Source organism: Streptosporangium sp. G12 (assembly GCF_052983175.1).
In genome coordinates, this window is the sequence record NZ_JBRIQO010000025.1 from 124,343 (window position 1) to 141,193 (window position 16,851).

General features: G+C 72.3%; 15 protein-coding genes. 8 read left to right on the top strand and 7 right to left on the bottom strand.

Annotated elements, in window-relative coordinates:
* Positions 1-291: 291 nt before the first annotated feature.
* Both ACVCAG_RS33760 and ACVCAG_RS33765 read right to left on the bottom strand, forming a co-directional pair.
* On the bottom strand, positions 292-1,944 hold the full coding sequence (locus tag ACVCAG_RS33760; RefSeq protein ID WP_447191097.1) for a penicillin-binding transpeptidase domain-containing protein: 1,653 nt from the start codon (positions 1,942-1,944) through the stop codon (positions 292-294).
* 50 nt (positions 1,945-1,994) lie between these two features.
* Positions 1,995-2,645, bottom strand: coding sequence for a 1-acyl-sn-glycerol-3-phosphate acyltransferase (locus ACVCAG_RS33765; RefSeq protein WP_440087318.1), 651 nt, complete (start codon positions 2,643-2,645; stop codon positions 1,995-1,997).
* A 985-nt stretch (positions 2,646-3,630) separates the two neighbouring features.
* Here ACVCAG_RS33765 and ACVCAG_RS33770 point away from each other — a divergent pair.
* Genes ACVCAG_RS33770 through ACVCAG_RS33785 form a run of 4 tightly spaced genes read left to right on the top strand, consistent with a single transcriptional unit; the run spans position 3,631 to position 7,338 of the window.
* Entirely contained in the window at positions 3,631-5,094 is a 1,464-nt protein-coding gene (locus tag ACVCAG_RS33770; RefSeq protein ID WP_440087425.1) for an ATP-binding cassette domain-containing protein, read from the top strand.
* A 40-nt stretch (positions 5,095-5,134) separates the two neighbouring features.
* Positions 5,135-6,157 carry an ABC transporter permease subunit gene (locus ACVCAG_RS33775; protein WP_440087317.1) on the top strand — a complete coding sequence of 341 codons (1,023 nt, stop codon included), beginning with the start codon at positions 5,135-5,137 and terminating at the stop codon, positions 6,155-6,157.
* Entirely contained in the window at positions 6,147-7,214 is a 1,068-nt protein-coding gene (locus ACVCAG_RS33780; protein ID WP_440087316.1) for an ABC transporter permease subunit, read from the top strand. The genes ACVCAG_RS33775 and ACVCAG_RS33780 overlap by 11 nt, the downstream gene beginning before the upstream one ends.
* 1 nt (position 7,215) lies before the next feature.
* Complete coding sequence (locus ACVCAG_RS33785) at positions 7,216-7,338, top strand: hypothetical protein (protein ID WP_440087315.1); 123 nt, start codon at positions 7,216-7,218, stop codon at positions 7,336-7,338.
* A 68-nt stretch (positions 7,339-7,406) separates the two neighbouring features.
* Here ACVCAG_RS33785 and ACVCAG_RS33790 read toward each other — a convergent pair whose 3' ends face one another.
* The 3 genes from ACVCAG_RS33790 to ACVCAG_RS33800 form a co-directional block, all read right to left on the bottom strand.
* Positions 7,407-8,687, bottom strand: a complete 1,281-nt coding sequence (locus ACVCAG_RS33790) for an Nramp family divalent metal transporter (RefSeq protein ID WP_440087314.1) — start codon at positions 8,685-8,687, stop codon at positions 7,407-7,409.
* A gap of 455 nt (positions 8,688-9,142) precedes the next feature.
* Positions 9,143-9,562 (bottom strand): GNAT family N-acetyltransferase, encoded by a 420-nt coding sequence (locus ACVCAG_RS33795; RefSeq protein WP_440087313.1) that lies wholly within the window; start codon positions 9,560-9,562, stop codon positions 9,143-9,145.
* Between the two features lie 56 nt (positions 9,563-9,618).
* A complete protein-coding gene (locus ACVCAG_RS33800) occupies positions 9,619-10,089 on the bottom strand; it encodes a hypothetical protein (protein WP_440087312.1) in 471 nt (156 codons plus the stop codon).
* A gap of 390 nt (positions 10,090-10,479) precedes the next feature.
* Here ACVCAG_RS33800 and ACVCAG_RS33805 point away from each other — a divergent pair, with 390 nt between their 5' ends.
* Both ACVCAG_RS33805 and ACVCAG_RS33810 read left to right on the top strand, forming a co-directional pair.
* On the top strand, positions 10,480-11,277 hold the full coding sequence (locus ACVCAG_RS33805; protein ID WP_440087311.1) for a GNAT family N-acetyltransferase: 798 nt from the start codon (positions 10,480-10,482) through the stop codon (positions 11,275-11,277).
* 123 nt (positions 11,278-11,400) lie between these two features.
* Positions 11,401-12,513 (top strand): DNA glycosylase AlkZ-like family protein, encoded by a 1,113-nt coding sequence (locus ACVCAG_RS33810; RefSeq protein ID WP_440087310.1) that lies wholly within the window; start codon positions 11,401-11,403, stop codon positions 12,511-12,513.
* Between the two features lie 52 nt (positions 12,514-12,565).
* Here the strand turns inward: ACVCAG_RS33810 and ACVCAG_RS33815 are convergent, their stop codons facing one another.
* Positions 12,566-13,132 (bottom strand): WHG domain-containing protein, encoded by a 567-nt coding sequence (locus ACVCAG_RS33815; RefSeq protein ID WP_440087309.1) that lies wholly within the window; start codon positions 13,130-13,132, stop codon positions 12,566-12,568.
* Positions 13,125-13,946 (bottom strand): alpha/beta fold hydrolase, encoded by an 822-nt coding sequence (locus ACVCAG_RS33820; protein ID WP_440087308.1) that lies wholly within the window; start codon positions 13,944-13,946, stop codon positions 13,125-13,127. The genes ACVCAG_RS33815 and ACVCAG_RS33820 overlap by 8 nt, the downstream gene beginning before the upstream one ends.
* A gap of 713 nt (positions 13,947-14,659) precedes the next feature.
* Here ACVCAG_RS33820 and ACVCAG_RS33825 point away from each other — a divergent pair.
* Together ACVCAG_RS33825 and ACVCAG_RS33830 are read left to right on the top strand one after the other, a co-directional pair.
* Positions 14,660-15,625 carry a patatin-like phospholipase family protein gene (locus ACVCAG_RS33825; protein ID WP_440087307.1) on the top strand — a complete coding sequence of 322 codons (966 nt, stop codon included), beginning with the start codon at positions 14,660-14,662 and terminating at the stop codon, positions 15,623-15,625.
* A complete protein-coding gene (locus ACVCAG_RS33830; RefSeq protein WP_440087306.1) occupies positions 15,622-16,848 on the top strand; it encodes a macrolide family glycosyltransferase in 1,227 nt (408 codons plus the stop codon). The genes ACVCAG_RS33825 and ACVCAG_RS33830 overlap by 4 nt, the downstream gene beginning before the upstream one ends.
* Positions 16,849-16,851 lie beyond the last annotated feature (3 nt).

Below are 16,851 nucleotides of genomic sequence, written 5' to 3' on the forward strand. Positions count from 1 at the left end.
GGTCCCAACGGCAGGGGAATACTTTGTGAAGGCTTTCACATGACCCCGCGAGCGCGACAATACCTTGAAGGTAATGATCGACTTCGAGGTGAGGGGAGAAGGCTCCGGCACCGGTCCCGCAGGCTCCCGTCGCCGCGGGTCACCCGGGGAGGAGCCCCCCTCCCGGGAAGGGCGCCGCCGGCCGGGAACGCCGTCCGGGGAAGAACGCCGTCCCGAGGAGAACGCCGTCAGCCGGCGACGTCGCCGGCTGAGAGCGCCGTCAGCCGTGGGCGCTCTCAGCCGAGGGCGCCGTCAGCCGAGAGCGCGCAGGAAGTCGGCGGCCACCGGGGCGGCGACAGCGCCGCCGCCCGAGCCCTCCTCGACGATCACCGCGAAGGCCACCTCGCCGCGGAAGCCGATGAACCAGGCGTGGGTCTTCAGATCGTCCTGCTCGCCGTACTCGGCGGTCCCGGTCTTGCCCCGGGTTCCCTGCGGCAGGCCCGCGTCCTCGGCGGTGCCCTTGGTGACGACCGCGGACATCATCCGGTGCATGTGCGGTATGACGGCCTCGGGGAGGGCCTGCGGCTGCGTCTCCTGCTTGATCGAGGGGACCAGGGTCGGCGGGCGCCAGGTGCCGTCGGCCAGCGCGGCGGCGACCGAGGCCATCATCAGCGGGCTGGCGGTGATCCGCCCCTGGCCGAACGACTCCGCGGCCAGTTCCGCGTCGCTCTCGGCCCTGGGGAAGCTGCCCTTGGCGGCCGTGACACCGATGTTGAGCGGCTTGTTGAAACCGAACAGCTCCGCGGTGCTCAGCAGCTTGTCGGCGCTCAGTCGTTCCTTGGTCAGCGGGGCGAAGGTGGTGTTGCAGGAGTAGGCGAACGAGTCGGACAGCGACACCGAGCCGTAGGCGGCGTGGTTGGAGTTGCGGATCGGCAGGCCGCCGACCGTGACGTCCTTGGGGCAGGTGACCCGATCGCCGGGGCTCATCCCCTCGGCGAGCAGCCCCACGGCGGTGACCGCCTTGAAGGTCGAGCCGGGAGGGTAGTTGCCGTCCAGGGCCCGGTTGAAGCCGCCCTGGTTGTTCACCACCGCGAGGATCTCGCCGGACGAGGGCCTGATCGCGACCAGGGCGGCGGTCTTCTTCAGGTCGCGGACGGCCTCGACCGCGGCCCGCTGGACCCGCATGTCCAGGGTGGTCTCCAGGGGCTCGCCGCTCTTGCCCTCGACCGTGCCGAGCGTCTTGACCGTCTTCTTGTCCGGGCCGACGAGTTCGATCTCGGTGTCCGGGGTGCCGGCCAGGCGCTCCTGGAAGGTGTGCTGCAGTCCGCTCGCGCCGACCGCGTCACCCACCTTGTAGGGGACGCCCAGCTTCGCGACGCTCTTCGCCGTGGCCTTCTCCAGGTAGCCGACGAGCTGCTGCACCGAGCCGCCCACGTTGGAGCCGTCGATGCGGTCGCCGTCCGCCGAGGTGATCGCGGCCCGTTCGGGCCACTTCGTCCTCAGCGCGAAGGCGGTGGTCGCGGTCAGGTCGGGGTGGACGGCACTGGGCGACCACTTGACCCGCCAGTGCCGGTCGACGACCGCGAGGTCGACGTTGCCGGAGTAACTCCACTCGCCGACGTCCTTGAGCTTCAGCGTGGCGGTGTAGGAGGCCTGCCCCGTGCCGTCCCCGGTCTCGCGCACCCCGTCGAGGCGTACCGTCGTGCTCTCCACCGCGAGGGCCTTGCGCATGCCGTCGTACGCCTTGGCGAACGCCGGGTCCGGCGTTCCGAGCTCGGCGCGCATGCCCGCCAGGTTGCCGCTCTGCCAGGCGCCGACGAACCGCTCCGCGGTCTCCTGGGGGGTTCCCCTGGTGTGCAGGTACCACCAGGCGCCGCCGCCGGCGGCCCCCGCCACCAGCACGACGGCTGCCGATGTGATCGCGATCGCCTTGCCCCGTGCCACCTGATCCCCCAGTTCTCTCATCCCCAGGGCCGCAGCCTAGCGTGACCAACGTGACATATACCGACAAATGGTTACTTGGCCTGTGTGCGACTGGGTGCGTAGCTCGTCACGTACTCCTGGCCGGACAGCTCCTGGATCGCGAACATGATCTCGTCGGTCACCCTACGCCGGTCACGCGCGCTCGTCTCCGAGCCGGTGAAGGTCATCGGCTTGCCGATGCGTACGTGCACCCGGCCGAGCCTGGGTCTCGCGGCGCCGATCGGCAGCACCTCGCCGGTGCCCTCCATCGCCACCGGGAGCACCGGCGCGCCGGTGGCCAGGGCCAGCCAGGCGACGCCCACCTTGCCCCGGTAGAGGCGCCCGTCGGGGGAGCGGGTGCCTTCCGGGTAGATGCCGAACAGCTCACCTTTCTTGAGCACCTCCGCCGCCGCGTCGAGCATGTCCTGGGCGGAGGTGGGGCTCTGCCGGTCGATGCTGATCTGGCCGGTGGCGCGCATCCACATCGCGGTGACGGGATTGCCGGTGAAGTACTCGGACTTGGCGACGAAGCGCACCTGGCGCTTGAGCACCAGGGGCAGGAAGGTCGAGTCGAGGATCGACAGGTGGTTGGAGGCCATGATGGCCGGACCCGTGACGGGAACGTGCTCGTGCCCGGTGACCGAGGTCGGCCAGAGCAGGTGCAGGACCGGGCCGCCGACGATTTTGGTCAGGCGATAGAGCACGGGCTCTCCTCATGAGACGGGTTACCCAACACTAGGTGGTGGCCCGGCGGCCGACGGTTGTACGCACCCGCACAAGCGGAGAGCCCAGGTTTGTAGCCCTCCTCCATCGCCACCGCTCTTTTCCAGGGCGAATCCGGTGAAAACCACCACCGGTCACGGAGGAAAAGAAACGCCCCGCGGGCCGGGAGGGCTCACGGGGCGTGACGTTTGGTGCCGATGTGGCGGTCGCCTCCTCGGCGAGAGGCACAACACGGCTCCAGCCGAACGGTATTCCGTGAAGGCGGTAATTTGCGGCCCGGGGGACACAAACCACATCGGCACGATCACTCTAACGGACGTCTGCCGCTGGTTATTCCGATTTGAGGTCACCGGCGTGTCCTGTGGGGCCGTCTGGCGCGGAGATTCGCAGGTCACAGCCCTCGGCAGCGGTCTCGGAGAACCGTGGGCCCGGGCCGTGGCCGTCGGCCCGGCGGGTCCGCCGGGCTCGGCGCGCGACGGGAGCGAGGGGAGCGACGGGAGTGACGGGAGCGGGGCCGGACCTGGCGTGCGGAGGGGCGAGGCCGGGTCCGGGGGAGGGGGGACGACGCATCTCGGGAGGCAGGGCCGCCGGAGGCCGCCCGTCCCGCCGGTCGGACGGGTTCGGCCGGGCGGGCCGGAGAGCGGGGCGGGCCGTCCCACGAGCTCCAGGCCGTCGTGGCCGCCCCGGCTCCGGCCCTGATTAAAACGTGTTACTCGATCCAGGCGGGACCGTCTCCGAGGGTGGCGTCCGGCCCGGTCCCGCCCCACCTGCGGGATGGCGTAACGCATTGGAAACGAGGCTTTCATTCCCCATTGACAAGGGAGGCGGCCGGGATTAGCGTCCGCTCATTCTACTAAAACGTTTTTAGGGGATGGAAGGGGTGGCGCGGTGACCGTACCGGACGAGGGAGAGGCGCCACTCCGGCCGCCCTCCGGCGACCCCCCTCCGGTCCTGGCGTTGGCCGGGGTGAGCAAGGCGTTCGGCGCCGTGCGGGCGTTGCGCGACGTCTCCCTCGACCTGTACGCGGGAGAGGCGCACGCGCTCGCCGGGGAGAACGGCGCCGGCAAGTCCACCCTGGTGAAGATCCTGGCGGGAGTGCACCGCCCGGACACCGGGCAGGTCCTGCTGGACGGCGAGCCGGTGGAGTTCGGCAACCCCGCCGACGCCCAGCGGGCGGGTGTGGCGGTGATCTACCAGGAGCCCACGATGTTCCCCGACCTGTCGGTCGCCGAGAACATCTTCATCGGCCGCCAGCCGAAGAGCACGCTCGGCCGGATCGACCGCGGGGCGATGCGCGCCCGCACCGCGGAGCTGTTCGCCGGGCTCGGCGTGGCCCTCGATCCCGAACAGCCGGCCCGCGGCCTGTCCATCGCCGACCAGCAACTCGTCGAGATCGCCAAGGCGCTGTCGCGGGACGCGCGGGTGCTGGTCATGGACGAACCCACCGCGGCGCTGTCGGGCAACGAGGTGGCCCGGCTGTTCAACGTGGTCAGGACGCTGCGCGAGCAGGGGTGCGCGGTCCTGTTCATCTCGCACCGCCTGGACGAGATCTTCGAGCTCTGCCAGCGGGTCACCACGCTGCGCGACGGCGCCTGGATCGCCGGCGAGCCGGTGGCGGGCCTGACGCACGAGCACCTGATCCGCCGGATGGTCGGCCGCGACCTCGACACCCTCTACCCCAAGCAGGAGACCGAGGTCGGTGAGGTGGCGCTCAAGGTCGACCGGCTCACCCGGGAGGGCGTGTTCACCGACGTCTCCTTCGAGGTGCGGCGGGGCGAGATCGTGGCCCTCGCCGGGCTGGTCGGGGCCGGACGCAGCGAGGTCGCCCGAGCGATCTTCGGTGTGGACCGCTGGGACGCCGGGACCGTCGAGGTGAACGGCGAGCGGCTGCCCGCCGCGTCCCCGACCGCCGCGATGTCCGCGGGCCTGGCCCTGGTCCCCGAGGACCGGCGCCAGCAGGGCCTGGTGATGGACCACTCCATCGAGCGCAACATCGGGATCACCGGCCTGAGGGCGCTGCGCCGCGGCCCGGTGATCTCCCGCGCCGCCGAGCGCGACCGCGCCCGCGACTGGGCGATCCGGCTCCAGCTCAAGTTCAACCGGCTGTCGGACGCGGCCAACGTGCTCTCCGGCGGCAACCAGCAGAAGGTCGTGCTGGGCAAGTGGCTCGCCACCGGCCCCGACGTGCTCATCATCGACGAGCCCACCCGGGGCATCGACGTGGGGACCAAGGCCGAGGTGCACCGGCTCCTGTCCCAGCTGGCCGCCGACGGCCTCGCCGTACTGATGATCTCCTCCGACCTGCCCGAGGTGCTCGGCATGGCCGACCGGGTCCTGGTCATGCAGGAGGGACGGCTCGTCGCCGAGATCCCGCGCGAGCGGGCCACAGAGGAGAGTGTCATGTCAGCGGCGACCGGGAGGGCCTCGTGATCGAGCGGAACGAGATCGCGCGGGCGGCGGGGGAGGGCGCATGAGCGCCGTCACCGCCGGGCGGAGCGCCCGCGGCCTGGTGGACCTGGTGTTCCGGGCCCGCGAGCTGAGCATCGTGGCGGCGCTGGCCGTGCTGGTCGCGGTGACCGCGAGCACCAACGGCAACTTCCTGTCCGGGCAGGGCCTGACCGACATCTTCCTCAACGCCTCCATCCTGGTGCTGCTCGCCGTCGGCCAGTCCGTCGTCGTCATCACCCGCAACATCGACCTGTCCGCCGGCTCGGTCGTCGGCCTGGTGGCCTTCACCGTCGGCGACCTGCTGTCCGCCGACCACGGCAGGGGCGTCGTCTTCGCCGTCGTGACGGGGGTCGCGATCGGCGCGCTCTGCGGCATGATCAACGGCCTGCTGGTCAGCTTCGGCCGGGTACCGGCCCTGGTGGTGACCCTCGGCACGCTGTACGTGATCCAGGGCGTCGACCACTACATCGCGCACGGGCGGCAGATCAACGCCGTCGACCTGCCCCCGGCGCTGCTGTCCCTGGGCAACGGCTCGGTGTTCGGGGTGCCGTACCTGCCGGTGATCGCCGTCGTGGTGATGCTGGCCGTCGGCCACTACCTGCGCTCCTACGCCTCGGGCCGCGACTTCTACGCCATCGGCTCCAGCCCGGAGGCCGCGAGCCTGGCGGGCGTGCCGGTGCGGCGCCGCGTGATGGGGGCCTACCTCTTCAGCGGCGCGCTCGCGGGCCTGGCCGGGGTGCTGTGGCTGTCGCGGTTCGGCACCGTGGTCGCCGACGCCGCCAACGGCTGGGAGCTCCAGGTGGTCAGCGCCGTCGTGGTCGGCGGGGTGGCGATCACCGGCGGCGTCGGTACCGTGTACGGCGCGGCGCTCGGCGCGCTGCTGCTCACCACCATCACCAGCGCGCTGGTCGTGCTCAAGGTCAACCCGTTCTGGCAGCAGGCCATCACCGGAGCGCTGCTGCTCCTGGCGATCAGCGTCGACCGACTGCTCGCGCTGCGGGTCGCGCGGGTACTGCGGAGGAGGAACTCCCGACATGGCTCCTGACGTGACGACCGTGAAGCCCGAGGCGCGGGCCGTGCCGCCGGCCGGCCGGCCGGAGCGCGGCTCGCTCGGCCGCCTGCTCCGCTGGGACGTGTTCGTCGGCCTGCTGCTGGTCCTCGTCTTCATCGGCGGCTCGGCCGGATCGCCCGGTTTCGCCGGCGTCGGCAACCTGTCGTTCGCGCTCGGCGACCTGGGGGAGATCGCGCTGATCGCGCTGGCGATGACCATGCTGGTGGTGGCCGCCGAGGTGGACCTGTCGGTGGCCTCGGTGCTGGGCCTGTCCAGCGCGCTGGTCGGCGCGCTCTGGGACGCGGGCTGGGCGATCGAGACGATCATCCCGCTGGTGGTCGTGGTGGGAGCGGTGTGCGGGCTGGTCAACGGCCTCCTGGTGACCCGGCTCGGGCTGCCCTCGCTCGCCGTCACCATCGGCACGCTGGCGCTCTACCGGGGCCTCGCCTACGTGGTGCTGGGCGACAGGGCGATCGCGGAGTTCCCCGCGCAGTACACGGAGCTGGCGGTGGGCGACGTGCCGGGCACGCCGATCCCGTACCCGGTGGCGCTGTTCGCCCTGCTGGCCGTGGTCACCGCCGTGGTGCTGCACGCCACCGGCTTCGGCCGCTCGCTGTTCGCGATCGGCGCGCAGGAGGAGGCGGCGCGGTTCGCCGGCATCCGGGTCAAGCGGATCAAGCTGATCCTGTTCGTGCTCTCGGGCACCGTCGCGGCCTTCGCCGGGGTGATCTTCACCCTGCGGTACGGCAGCGCCCGCGCCGACAACGGCATCGGGCTGGAGCTGGCCGTCATCGCCGCGGTGCTCCTCGGCGGCGTCGACTTCGACGGGGGCAAGGGCACCCTCGGAGGCGTGATCGCCGGAGTGCTGCTCATCGGCCTGCTGCGTAACCTGCTCATGCTCAACGACGTGGCGACCGAGATCCAGTCGATCGTCACCGGCCTGCTCCTGATCATCTCGGTGATCACCCCGCGTCTCGTCGCCGCGGTGGCGCGGCGCCGGCACGCCGGAGCCGTCCGGGAGACGTCACCCCAGCAGGCCGGCACCTCGTGAGATGACGAGCACCGAGAGGACGAGCGCCGACACCGGCTTCGCGGCCGTCGGGATTCTCGCCCGTACCGGCGGCGGCACGGTGTCGGCGGGGCTGAACGCGGAGGAGTTCGCCACCGACACGTGAAGAGCGGGCGGGGACGGGCGTCCAGCCGCCCTTCTCGATCCGCGCGCGGGCCATGGAGGAGGAGAACTTCAGAACAGGAAGGTCAGCGGCAGGCAGCACCCGAGCAGGGCGACCGCGGCGCCCGCGCAGGCCGCGATCCGCGTGGTCAGCGGATCGTTGACCAGGGGGCCCATCACCGACCGGTCACGGCAGAAGTGGACGAGCAGGAACAGCGCGACGGGCACGCCGAGCGAGATGACCACCTGGCTCACGATCAGCAGGCTGGTCAGCGGCACGCCGAGCACCAGGGCGAGGACGGCCGGTGTCATCGTCACGACGCGCCGCAGCTGGATCGGCACCCGGAGGTTCAGGAAGCCCCGCATCACCACGTCTCCCGCCAGGGTGCCGACCCCGCAGGAGGAGACCCCCGACGACAGGAGCATGACGGCGAACGCGAGGGCGGCGGCGCCGCCGACCCGGTTCAGCAACTCCTCGTGGGCGGCGAACAGGTCGCCGGTCCAGGCCCCGCCCGCGGCCGCTCCGAGCCCGGCGCCGAGGGCGATCATCGACACGTTGACGATCGTGGCGGTGCCGAGCCCGAGCAGGCAGTCGATCCGCAGGGCCCGCCGGACGGGCCCTGGCTGCCGCCACGCCGCGCCGGCCGGCCATCCGCGGCCCTGCACCAGCGCGGAGTGCAGGTAGATGGCGTGGGGCATGACGGTGGCGCCGACGATTCCCATGGCGAGGATCAGCGAGCCGCCGCCGTCCAGGCGGGGTATCAGCCCGCCGGCCAGCTCGGTGACGGACTGCCGGCCCACCGCGAAGACGTCGTAGACGACCCCCGCCCCGACGAGCAGGAGGCTCGCGGCGCTGACGAGCTCGAACCGCCGCGTGCGGCCGTGCCGCCGCAGCTGGAGCATGAGCAGCGCCACCACGGCGGTGACCACCGCCGACATCGCGGGCGGCATCCCGAAGAGCAGCTGCATCCCGATGGCCGCGCCGACGAACTCGGCCAGGTCCGTGGCCAGCACGACCACCTCGGCCTGCAGCCACAGCAGGAGGCTGCCGCGGCGGGAGAAACGCTCGCGGCACAGCCGGGGCAGGCTCTTGCCGGTCGCCATGCCGAGCTTCGCCGCCTGGAACTGGACGAGGAGCGCGACGAGACTGGCCAGCACGACGACCCACACGAGCAGGTAGCCCGACGTCGCCCCGGCGGTCAGGTTGGTGGCCACGTTTCCGGGGTCCACGTAGGCGATCGCCGCGACGAACGCCGGCCCCAGGATCGGAGCCGCCCGTGAGCCGCGCGGTCGTGCGGGAGGCCGGGACGTCGAGGTGGGCGGGGGCAGCGTCAGGGTGTCGTCGTCGTTCATCTGTGCCTCCCGGCGCGTCGTGCCTGCCGTCACCTGTCCGGCGGGCGTTCACCGGCGACCGGGCATCGAGCTCCGCCTCGGCAGTGCGAAACCGTGCGACCTCCCGTGCTCACGAATGAATCACCGGAAAATACGAATTGGCGATATATGGCAGCCTCGGTGGCGCAAATCAAGGATCACTCAGCGAAAGAATGAAGACAAGCAGGTGAGGTCTGGCCGGGGCAAACAAATAGCATGCCTCGAGAATCCGCCTCTTATATTCTCAAAAGGCGACAAGTCGCATAAATGGCGATGGTTGCGAGAGGAGATGCGTCACCCTCCGCCTGGAGCGGCCGGAGCGGCCGGAGCCGGTGGTTCGGGAGGAGGGCGCCCGGCCGGCGGGAGCGGTCCAGAGGGCCCGTCCCGCTCGCTCGCCGGGCCGCCGAACCCGTGGTCGCGGACCCGTCCCCCGGGAATCACCCCAGCGGCTTGACCCAGCGGGACCACTGGGGCTGCGGCGCGTAGCCCGCGGCGCCCCAGGCGTGATGGGCCTGCTCGTTGTCGTGCAGCACCATCGCGTCGACCCGGAACGCGCCGAACGCCGCGAAGCGCTCCTCGGCCGCCCGGATCAGCGCGGTCGCCACTCCCCGCCTCCGGAGAGCGGGATCCACGGCCAGCCGGTAGAGATGGGCTCGCCAGCCGTCCCAGCCCGCGAGCAGCGTGCCGGCCGTCTTCCCGCCGACCTCGGCGATGAGGACGGCCTCGGGGTCCCGTTCGATCAGCGCGACCACCTTGGCCGGATCGTCGTGCCTGTCGGTTCCCTCGGCGGCCACCAGCCAGAAGGCCAGCAGCGCCTCGACATCCTCGATCCGCCCGTACCGGATGTTCACGTCCACGGACGGGAAGCTACCAGCCCGCCGGGGTGGGGCGGGAAGGACCCCGTCCCGGGCGTTCAGGCGGGTGCGCCCAGGGGCGGCACCGCCTCGGGCAGCGGCTCCGCCGTCTCCGATCCCACAGCGATGGCCGACCGGGGGGTGCGCTCCCGCACGTCCTCGCCGCGGATCGCCATCACGGCGGGCGGGCTGCCCAGGTCGCCGTACCGGGCGGCGACGGCGGCGGTGATCGCCCGGCCCGCGTCGGCGACCGTCTCCTTCGCCGAGCCCGGCGGGCGAGCGGCCGACAGGTGGCCCAGCAGCGCCGCGAACCGCAGCTCCTCGGCCGCCGCGCGGGGAAGCCCGTCGTCGGACGGCGGCAGCGGCCGGTCCAGCCAGAACACCCCGCCGCGCAGGAGCGCGGGATACGTCACCTCGCCCCGCTGGAGCGTGAGCACGGAGTCGACCAGCAACCGCCCGAACTCCTTCAGGTCGGTGTCGGGCGGCAGATCGGTCGTGACCAGCAGCGAAACCCTCAGCGCGTCAACCATGAGCGGCTATCCCTCCTCGAGGTGGCTCATAGTAGGGGTCGCCACCGACAGTTACGGCGCGCCCGGTGGAACGTGTCGGAATCAGATCCCCGTCATGGTGCCGGGCGGACCCGCCGCCCGGGACGAACGAGCGCGACGGGCGCCTACCGGAGCGGCGGGACTCCACGGCGTGCCGGGGGCCGGGACGGGGCCGGTGGGGTCTCCCGCGGACCCGGCCAGGGTGGGTGAGGCGGGTGAGGCGGGGACGACCGGCGCGCGCACCGCGCGGACCCCGCCGGCCGCCAGTGAATCTACGTTGTAAAGGAGACGGGGCGGGATGAGAGGCTCCGAGGCGTGTCTAGGTCCATAACGCCATGTCGGAGGCGATGAGTGTGTGATTGGCTGTTCGCAATGGACATCTCATCGCGGGCTTCCGCCTACCTCGCGGCATATGACGAGCAGCTCCGGGCCAGGCCGATGCCGGGCCGTACGGCCGAGCGGATCGGGCCGCTGCTGAGGACCGTGTCGAACGGCCACGGCCAGGGTTTCCTGACATATCGAGACCTGGGTGGTCTGGAGGGCGCCGAGCTGGATGCCTTCATCGCGCGCCAGCGGGACTTCTTCACCCGGGTCGGGCGCGAGGTCGAGTGGAAGTACCACGGCTACGACCTGCCCGCCGACCTGCCCGAGCGGCTCGTGGCGGCCGGGTTCGAGCCGCGGGAGCGGGAGACGGTGTTCGTCGGCGAGGCCGGTGAGCTGGCCGGTGCCAAGGCGGCGCCCGCCGGGGTGCGGCTGCGCGAGGCGGCGGGGCGGGACGACCTGGAGCGCATCCGCGAGCTGGAGGAGACGGTCTGGGACGCGGACCACGGCTGGCTGCCCGGCATGCTGGAGCGCGACCTCGCCGGTCCCGGGGACCCGTGCGCGGTGGTGATCGCCGAGGCGGACGGGCAGGTGGTGTGCGCGGCGTGGGCGCGCTTCCACGAGGGCACCGACTTCGCCTCGCTGTGGGGCGGCTCGACCCTGAAGGAGTGGCGGGGCAGGGGCGTCTACCGGGCGATGGTGTCGTACCGGGCGGAGCTGGCGGTGGCGAGGGGTTTCCGCCTGGTGCAGGTGGACGCCTCCGACGCCAGCCGCCCGATCCTCGCCAGGCTGGGCCTGGAGGCGGTCACCACGACGACGCCGTACGTGTGGGTGCCGCCGACTCTCTGATTCCGATCACGCGGGGGCGCCGCTATTCTGGCGCGGACCCGGAAGCGGCATCACGGTGTCGCCGGCCAGGCCATGTCGCGCGGCCATGCCGCGCCGTCGTGGCTCGCCCACGAGAGGACACGCATGCCCGAGGTGCTCAGCAGACGCGCGCTCAACCGGGCCACCCTCGAACGGCAGCTGCTGCTGGCCCGTGCGGACCTGCCGGCGCTGGAGGCGGTCCGCCACCTGTACGGCATGCAGGCCCAGGCGCCGAACCCTCCCTACATCGGGCTGTGGACCCGCCTGTCCGGGTTCGCCGCCGACGATCTCGCCCGGCTGATCAACGAGCGCCTGGTGGTGCGGCTGTCGCTGATGCGCTCCACCATCCACCTGGTCACCGCCGACGACTGCCTGGCGCTGCGCCCGCTGCTGGGGCCGATGCTGGCACGGGGCCTGCGGGGGACGGCGCACGGCAAGGGCCTGGCGGACGTGGACCTGGACGAGCTCGCCGCCGTGGGGCGGAAGCTGGTGGAGGAGCGCCCCCTGACCTTCCGCGAGCTCGGCGCGCTGCTGCGTGAGCGGTGGCCGGAGGCTCCGGCCACCGACCTGGTCGCCGGGGTGCGCAACACGCTGGCGCTGGTCCAGGTCCCGCCGAGGGGGATCTGGGGTGTGGGCGGGCAGGCCGCCCACACCACCGCGGAGGCATGGCTGGGCCGTTCCCAGGACCAGCGGCCCGGCAGCGTCCTGGCCGAGGAGGCGATCCGCCGCTACCTCGCCGCCTACGGTCCCGCCACGGTGATGGACGTCCAGCAGTGGTCGGGCATGACCCGCCTGGGGGAGATCGTCCGCGAGATGGGCCTGCGGGTCTTCGTGACCGAGGACGGCGCGGAGCTGTTCGATCTGCCGGAGGCGTCGCGCCCCGCCCCCGGGACTCCCGCCCCGGTGCGCTACCTGTCGGAGTTCGACAACATGCTGCTGTCGTTCGCCCAGCGGACCAGGACCCGGATCGCGGAGGAGGAGTACCGGGGGCGGATCTTCACCGTCAACGGCATCATCAAGGCGACGGTGCTGGTCGACGGCTTCGTACGGGGCATGTGGAAGGTGACGGTGAAACGGGGCGAGGCGGTCCTGGAGGTCGAGCTCTTCGCGCCGGTGAGCGAGGGGGAGCGGGCGGATCTGGAGGTGGAGGGGGCGCGCATGCTCGACTTCGTCGCCCCGGCGGCGACGTCCCGCGACATCCGCTTCCGGGAGGCCTGAGGGGTTCCGGGAGGCCCGAGCGCGCCGTCCGGCCGGCCTCCCGCCCGCCCCTTCAGAACGCGGGCGCCCGGGGCAGGCCCGAGACGACCATGGCGATCAGCATCTCGTAGCTGGTGTTCAGGTCCTCGTCCAGGCCGAACCCGCCGGCCGCCTCCAGGGAGGCGAAACCGTGCACGGCCGCGCGGACGCAGCGGGTGGCGTGGAGCGCCTGAGCCCCCTCCAGCCCGTAGCCGCGCAGCACGGCGAGGATCACCTCCAGCAGGCGGGTCGCCGTGCCGACCAGGTCGGGATCGAGCAGCGGGTTGTCGGGGAAGACCGCGTAGCGGTGCGGGAAGTCGACCACGTAGCTCCGCCAGGCACGCATCAGGGCCGCCGTCGCCTCGTCACGGCTCTTTCCCATCGCCGCCGTGCCGAGCCGCACCGCCATGTCGTCCATCACGCGCAGGCCGACGAGCTTGCGCAGTTCGGGCAGGCCGCGCACGTGCTTGTAGAGCGAGGGGGCGGCCACCCCGGTGCGAGCGGCCACCGCGGCCAGCGTCAGCGCGCCCGGCCCCTCCTCGTCGATCAGGGCCAGCGCCGCGTCCACCACCGCGCCGGAGGTCAGGCCCGCCCTAGGCACGGACCGCTCCGGCCAGGAAGCCCTCCATGGCGGCGAAGGTGGCCCCGGGCAGCTCGGCGTGCGGGTAGTGGCCGGCACCCTCGATCATCGCGACCTCGGCCGTGGCGGCGTACGGCCTCAGCACCTCCTCGGCCAGGCGGGCCTCCGCGGCGGGGTCGGGGAAGTCGGGGTCCTTCGACCCCATGACGATCAGCGCGGGGCAGGTCATCCGGGGGGCGCAGTCGGTCCAGTGGCCCTCGGCGGGGGCGACCACCGCGGAGACGGCGGCCATCCTGCCGGGCTCGCGCAGCGTGGCCTTCAGCTCGCGCAGGTAGCCGGGGAAGTCGGCGGGCCTGGCCGTGGGATAGAGCGAGCGGTAGTACATCCCCCACAGGAGCGGGCTGGCCAGGACGACGTCCTTCACCAGCCGCAGCATCAGGCTGAGCTGCGGCTGCCCGACGAAGGGCGCCAGCATGACCACGGCGCGCACCTCGCCCTCGGTGGCGGTCGCCGTGGTCCACGCCACCGCCCCGGCGCTGGAGGAGCTGCCGACGAGGACGGCGGGGCCGCCCAGGTGGCGGACCAGGGCCAGCAGGTCGGCACCGATCGACCGGGGGCCGTGGTCGGGCCAGCCCGTGCTGGACTCCCCGTGGCCGCGCACGTCGACCGTGGCGACCCGGTAGCCCGCCTCCGCCAGTCGCGGCGCCAGGAACCGGAACACCCTGCGGGTGTCGCCCATGCCGTGCGCGCACACCATCAGGGGTCCGTCCTGCGGCCCGATGACCTCGTACGCCAGCCGCCCGCCGGCCACGTCCAGGAACTCCGTACCCGTCACGCGCACTCCTTGGCTATTATTCATAGCTTTAAAGCTAAGGCCAGTAGCTTCTGTCGTCAAGCGTCGACCCCGTCACCGTGCTGGAATTCGTCCGGGGGCCGGTTCCGTGGTTCTCCCGGAGGAGAACCCGGCCGCCCGGTCGGTCACCCTCGCCGGGGAGGCCTCGCCGACCTCACCTGACGGCACGGCGGGCTCCTTCCGGACGGAACGGTTCCCGAGCCGGCGTGGCCACCCGGAGCGGCCGCCACCGCGAACCTCTCACGCGGCGACGATGGACACGCCGGCTTCGACGTCCGGTACGCGGTGGTTCCCCGGCCCGGGGCCGGGACCTCCGGCGACGCCGCGGGCCTCGCTTCATCCTGCGGACCGCATCGTTGCCCTTCCATGAAAAAGGGCCCTGTACGCTGGGTTTCGAGCACATCGGTTTCCAAACGGAACCACCAGCCTGCCACCGGGCCCTGTGGCATCCACCCGGCCGGAGACCGTCGTCATCGATCATGGTGACGACGTGAGCGAACACGCCGGCCGACGAAGTCAGCGATGTGGCGACCGCCCGGTCCCAGCCGGGGCACGCATCCGATCAGGCGCCGTGGTGAGGGAGGACGGACCATGAACGTTGCATATCGCCGGAGATCGGCCTCCTCGGCTCTCCACGGCGTCAGCGAGGGCGACCGGCCGGGTGGTCACGGCGGGGCGACGAGCAGCGTCAGGCCATGAAGGGCGACGAGGGGACGCGCTCCTCGGCGTCGAGCCGCCCGGACGCGGGCCGGGAGCCGGTGGGCCTGCGTGCCCTTCCCCGCCCCGTGGCGGCGGTGGTAGGGGGCGGGGGAGTGTTCGGGGCCGCGCAGGTCGGTGTCGGGTACGCGTTGGAGCAGCGGGGATTCGTCCCTGATCTGATCGTCGGAACCTCGGTGGGCGCCCTCAACGGAGCGATCGCGGCCGCCCACCCCGGCAATGCCGCACCATGGCTGGATCTCGTGTGGACCCGCGCGCGGCGCCGTGAGGTGTTTCCGTTCGGCTACCTGTCCTCGCGGGCCAGCGTCTTCGCCGATCGCGGCCTGCGCAGGTTGATCGCCCAAGCCGCACTGCCGCGGCGGATCGAACAGCTGGCAATCCCCTTCACCGCGGTGGCCATGGATCTGGTCACCGGCGCCCAGGCGCTGCTCGACCACGGAGATCTCGAGTCCGCGCTACTGGCCAGCACGGCCATCCCGGGGATCCTGCCCCCGGTGGATCGGGAAGGCCTGACGCTCGTCGACGGCGGAGTGATCGCCTTTGTCCCGGTACGGGTGGCCCTGCAGGCGGGGGCGGCCAGCGTGGTGGTGCTGTCGACCGGGCAGAAGAGCCGGCCGCTGCCCCCGAACGGCCCGCCCCGGCGGGCCGGCGCGGTCGCGGCCAGGGCGGGGCAGCTGCTGCTGGAGCATCAGATCGAGCGCGACCTGCGCGAGGTGTCCGAACGGATTCCGACCGTCGTGGTGCCGACCGGCATCGAGACCTGGCCCGCCCCGTGGGACTTCGGCCATTCCCGGCGGCTGATCAGCACCGCCTCCCTGGCGGCGGGCCGCTTCTTCGACGGGCTGCGCATCAGCGGGCCCGGCCTGTACCGGGTCGACGGTCCCGCGGCGACATCGGCCGGCCCGGCCGGGACATGGACCGACGTCTGGGAGGCCGGCCGGTGAGCACCGTCGCGTTCCTCAACATCGCCATGCACGGGCACGTCAACCCGACGCTGCCGGTCGTCGCCGAGCTCGTCCGCCGTGGCCACTCCGTCATCTGTCACACCTCGCCCGCGTTCTCGAAGGAGATCGAGGCCACCGGTGCGGCCGTGTGCCTCTACCCCGGGGGTGACCAACCGCTCCCCGATCCGCCGATGCCGCTCACGCTGCTGGACGGGCTCGCGCGCGCCGCCGCCGCCCTGCTGCCCGCCGTGCTCTCCGACCTGCGTGACGTCCGTCCTGACCTCGTCGTCCACGGCGCGGCCTGTCCCTGGGGCGCGGTCGCCGCCCGCGAACTCGAGGTGCCGGCGGCGGCGTTGTTCACCACGTTCGCGTTCAACCGGCATGTGCCCAGCCCCACCCGCGCCTCGTGGGAGTTGCTGGCCTCGGCGGCGAGGTGGCCCCGCCACGCCCAGGGCTACCTGCGGTCGCGGTGGGAGTTGCACCGCCGCTACGACACCCGTGAGCTGCCCCTGTTCGACCTGGCGAACATACGCCAGCCGCTCAACCTGGTCTTCACCTCGCGCGCGTTCCAGCCCGGCGTCGACGCCTTCGACCGGTCCTACCGGTTCGTCGGCCCAAGCCTCGGCGCCCGTCCGCCCGACCCGTCGTTCCCGGCCGACGGCCTGCGGGACCCGGTGCTGTACGCCTCGCTGGGCACGGTGTTCGACGCCGGCCCGCGACTGCTGCGCGACTTCGCCACCGCGCTCGCACCGCTGGGCGGCACCGTGATCGTCTCCACCGGAGGGACCGATCCGGCCGCGCTGGATCCGCTGCCGGCCAACGTGCTCGCCCGCCGCTTCGTACCGCAACCGGAGGTGCTGGCCCGCGCCGCGCTGTTCGTCACCCACGGCGGGATGAACAGCGTCAACGAGGCCATGTACGCGGGGGTTCCGATGCTGGTGGTCCCCCAGGGGGCGGATCAGCCGCTGGTGGCCCGGCGGGTGGTCGAGCTCGGCGCCGGCCTGTCGATCCGTACCCAGGACGTCGCCGTGGAATCCGTGAACGCCCTCGCCCGGCGCCTGCTCGAAGAGCCGGGCTTCCGGGCCGCGGCGGCCACCTTGCGGGTCGCCCAGCGCGAGGCCGGCGGCTATCTGCGCGCCGCCGACGAGCTCGAGGACTACCTGCACCGGGGCGGAGGGGGCGGCCGATCGGCTGCTTCGGAGGATTCGCCGCAGGAGCGTTGAGCG

Excerpts from the sequence above, each read along its gene's own strand:
- ACVCAG_RS33790 (WP_440087314.1), bottom strand. The coding sequence starts at position 8,687 with ATGAACGACGACGACACCCTGACGCTGCCCCCGCCCACCTCGACGTCC.
- ACVCAG_RS33800 (WP_440087312.1), bottom strand. The coding sequence starts at position 10,089 with ATGGTTGACGCGCTGAGGGTTTCGCTGCTGGTCACGACCGATCTGCCG.
- ACVCAG_RS33805 (WP_440087311.1), top strand. The coding sequence starts at position 10,480 with ATGGACATCTCATCGCGGGCTTCCGCCTACCTCGCGGCATATGACGAG.
- ACVCAG_RS33785 (WP_440087315.1), top strand. The coding sequence starts at position 7,216 with ATGACGAGCACCGAGAGGACGAGCGCCGACACCGGCTTCGCGGCCGTC.
- ACVCAG_RS33760 (WP_447191097.1), bottom strand. The coding sequence starts at position 1,944 with ATGAGAGAACTGGGGGATCAGGTGGCACGGGGCAAGGCGATCGCGATC.
- ACVCAG_RS33780 (WP_440087316.1), top strand. The coding sequence starts at position 6,147 with ATGGCTCCTGACGTGACGACCGTGAAGCCCGAGGCGCGGGCCGTGCCG.
- ACVCAG_RS33825 (WP_440087307.1), top strand. The coding sequence starts at position 14,660 with ATGAAGGGCGACGAGGGGACGCGCTCCTCGGCGTCGAGCCGCCCGGAC.
- ACVCAG_RS33810 (WP_440087310.1), top strand. The coding sequence starts at position 11,401 with ATGCCCGAGGTGCTCAGCAGACGCGCGCTCAACCGGGCCACCCTCGAA.
- ACVCAG_RS33775 (WP_440087317.1), top strand. The coding sequence starts at position 5,135 with ATGAGCGCCGTCACCGCCGGGCGGAGCGCCCGCGGCCTGGTGGACCTG.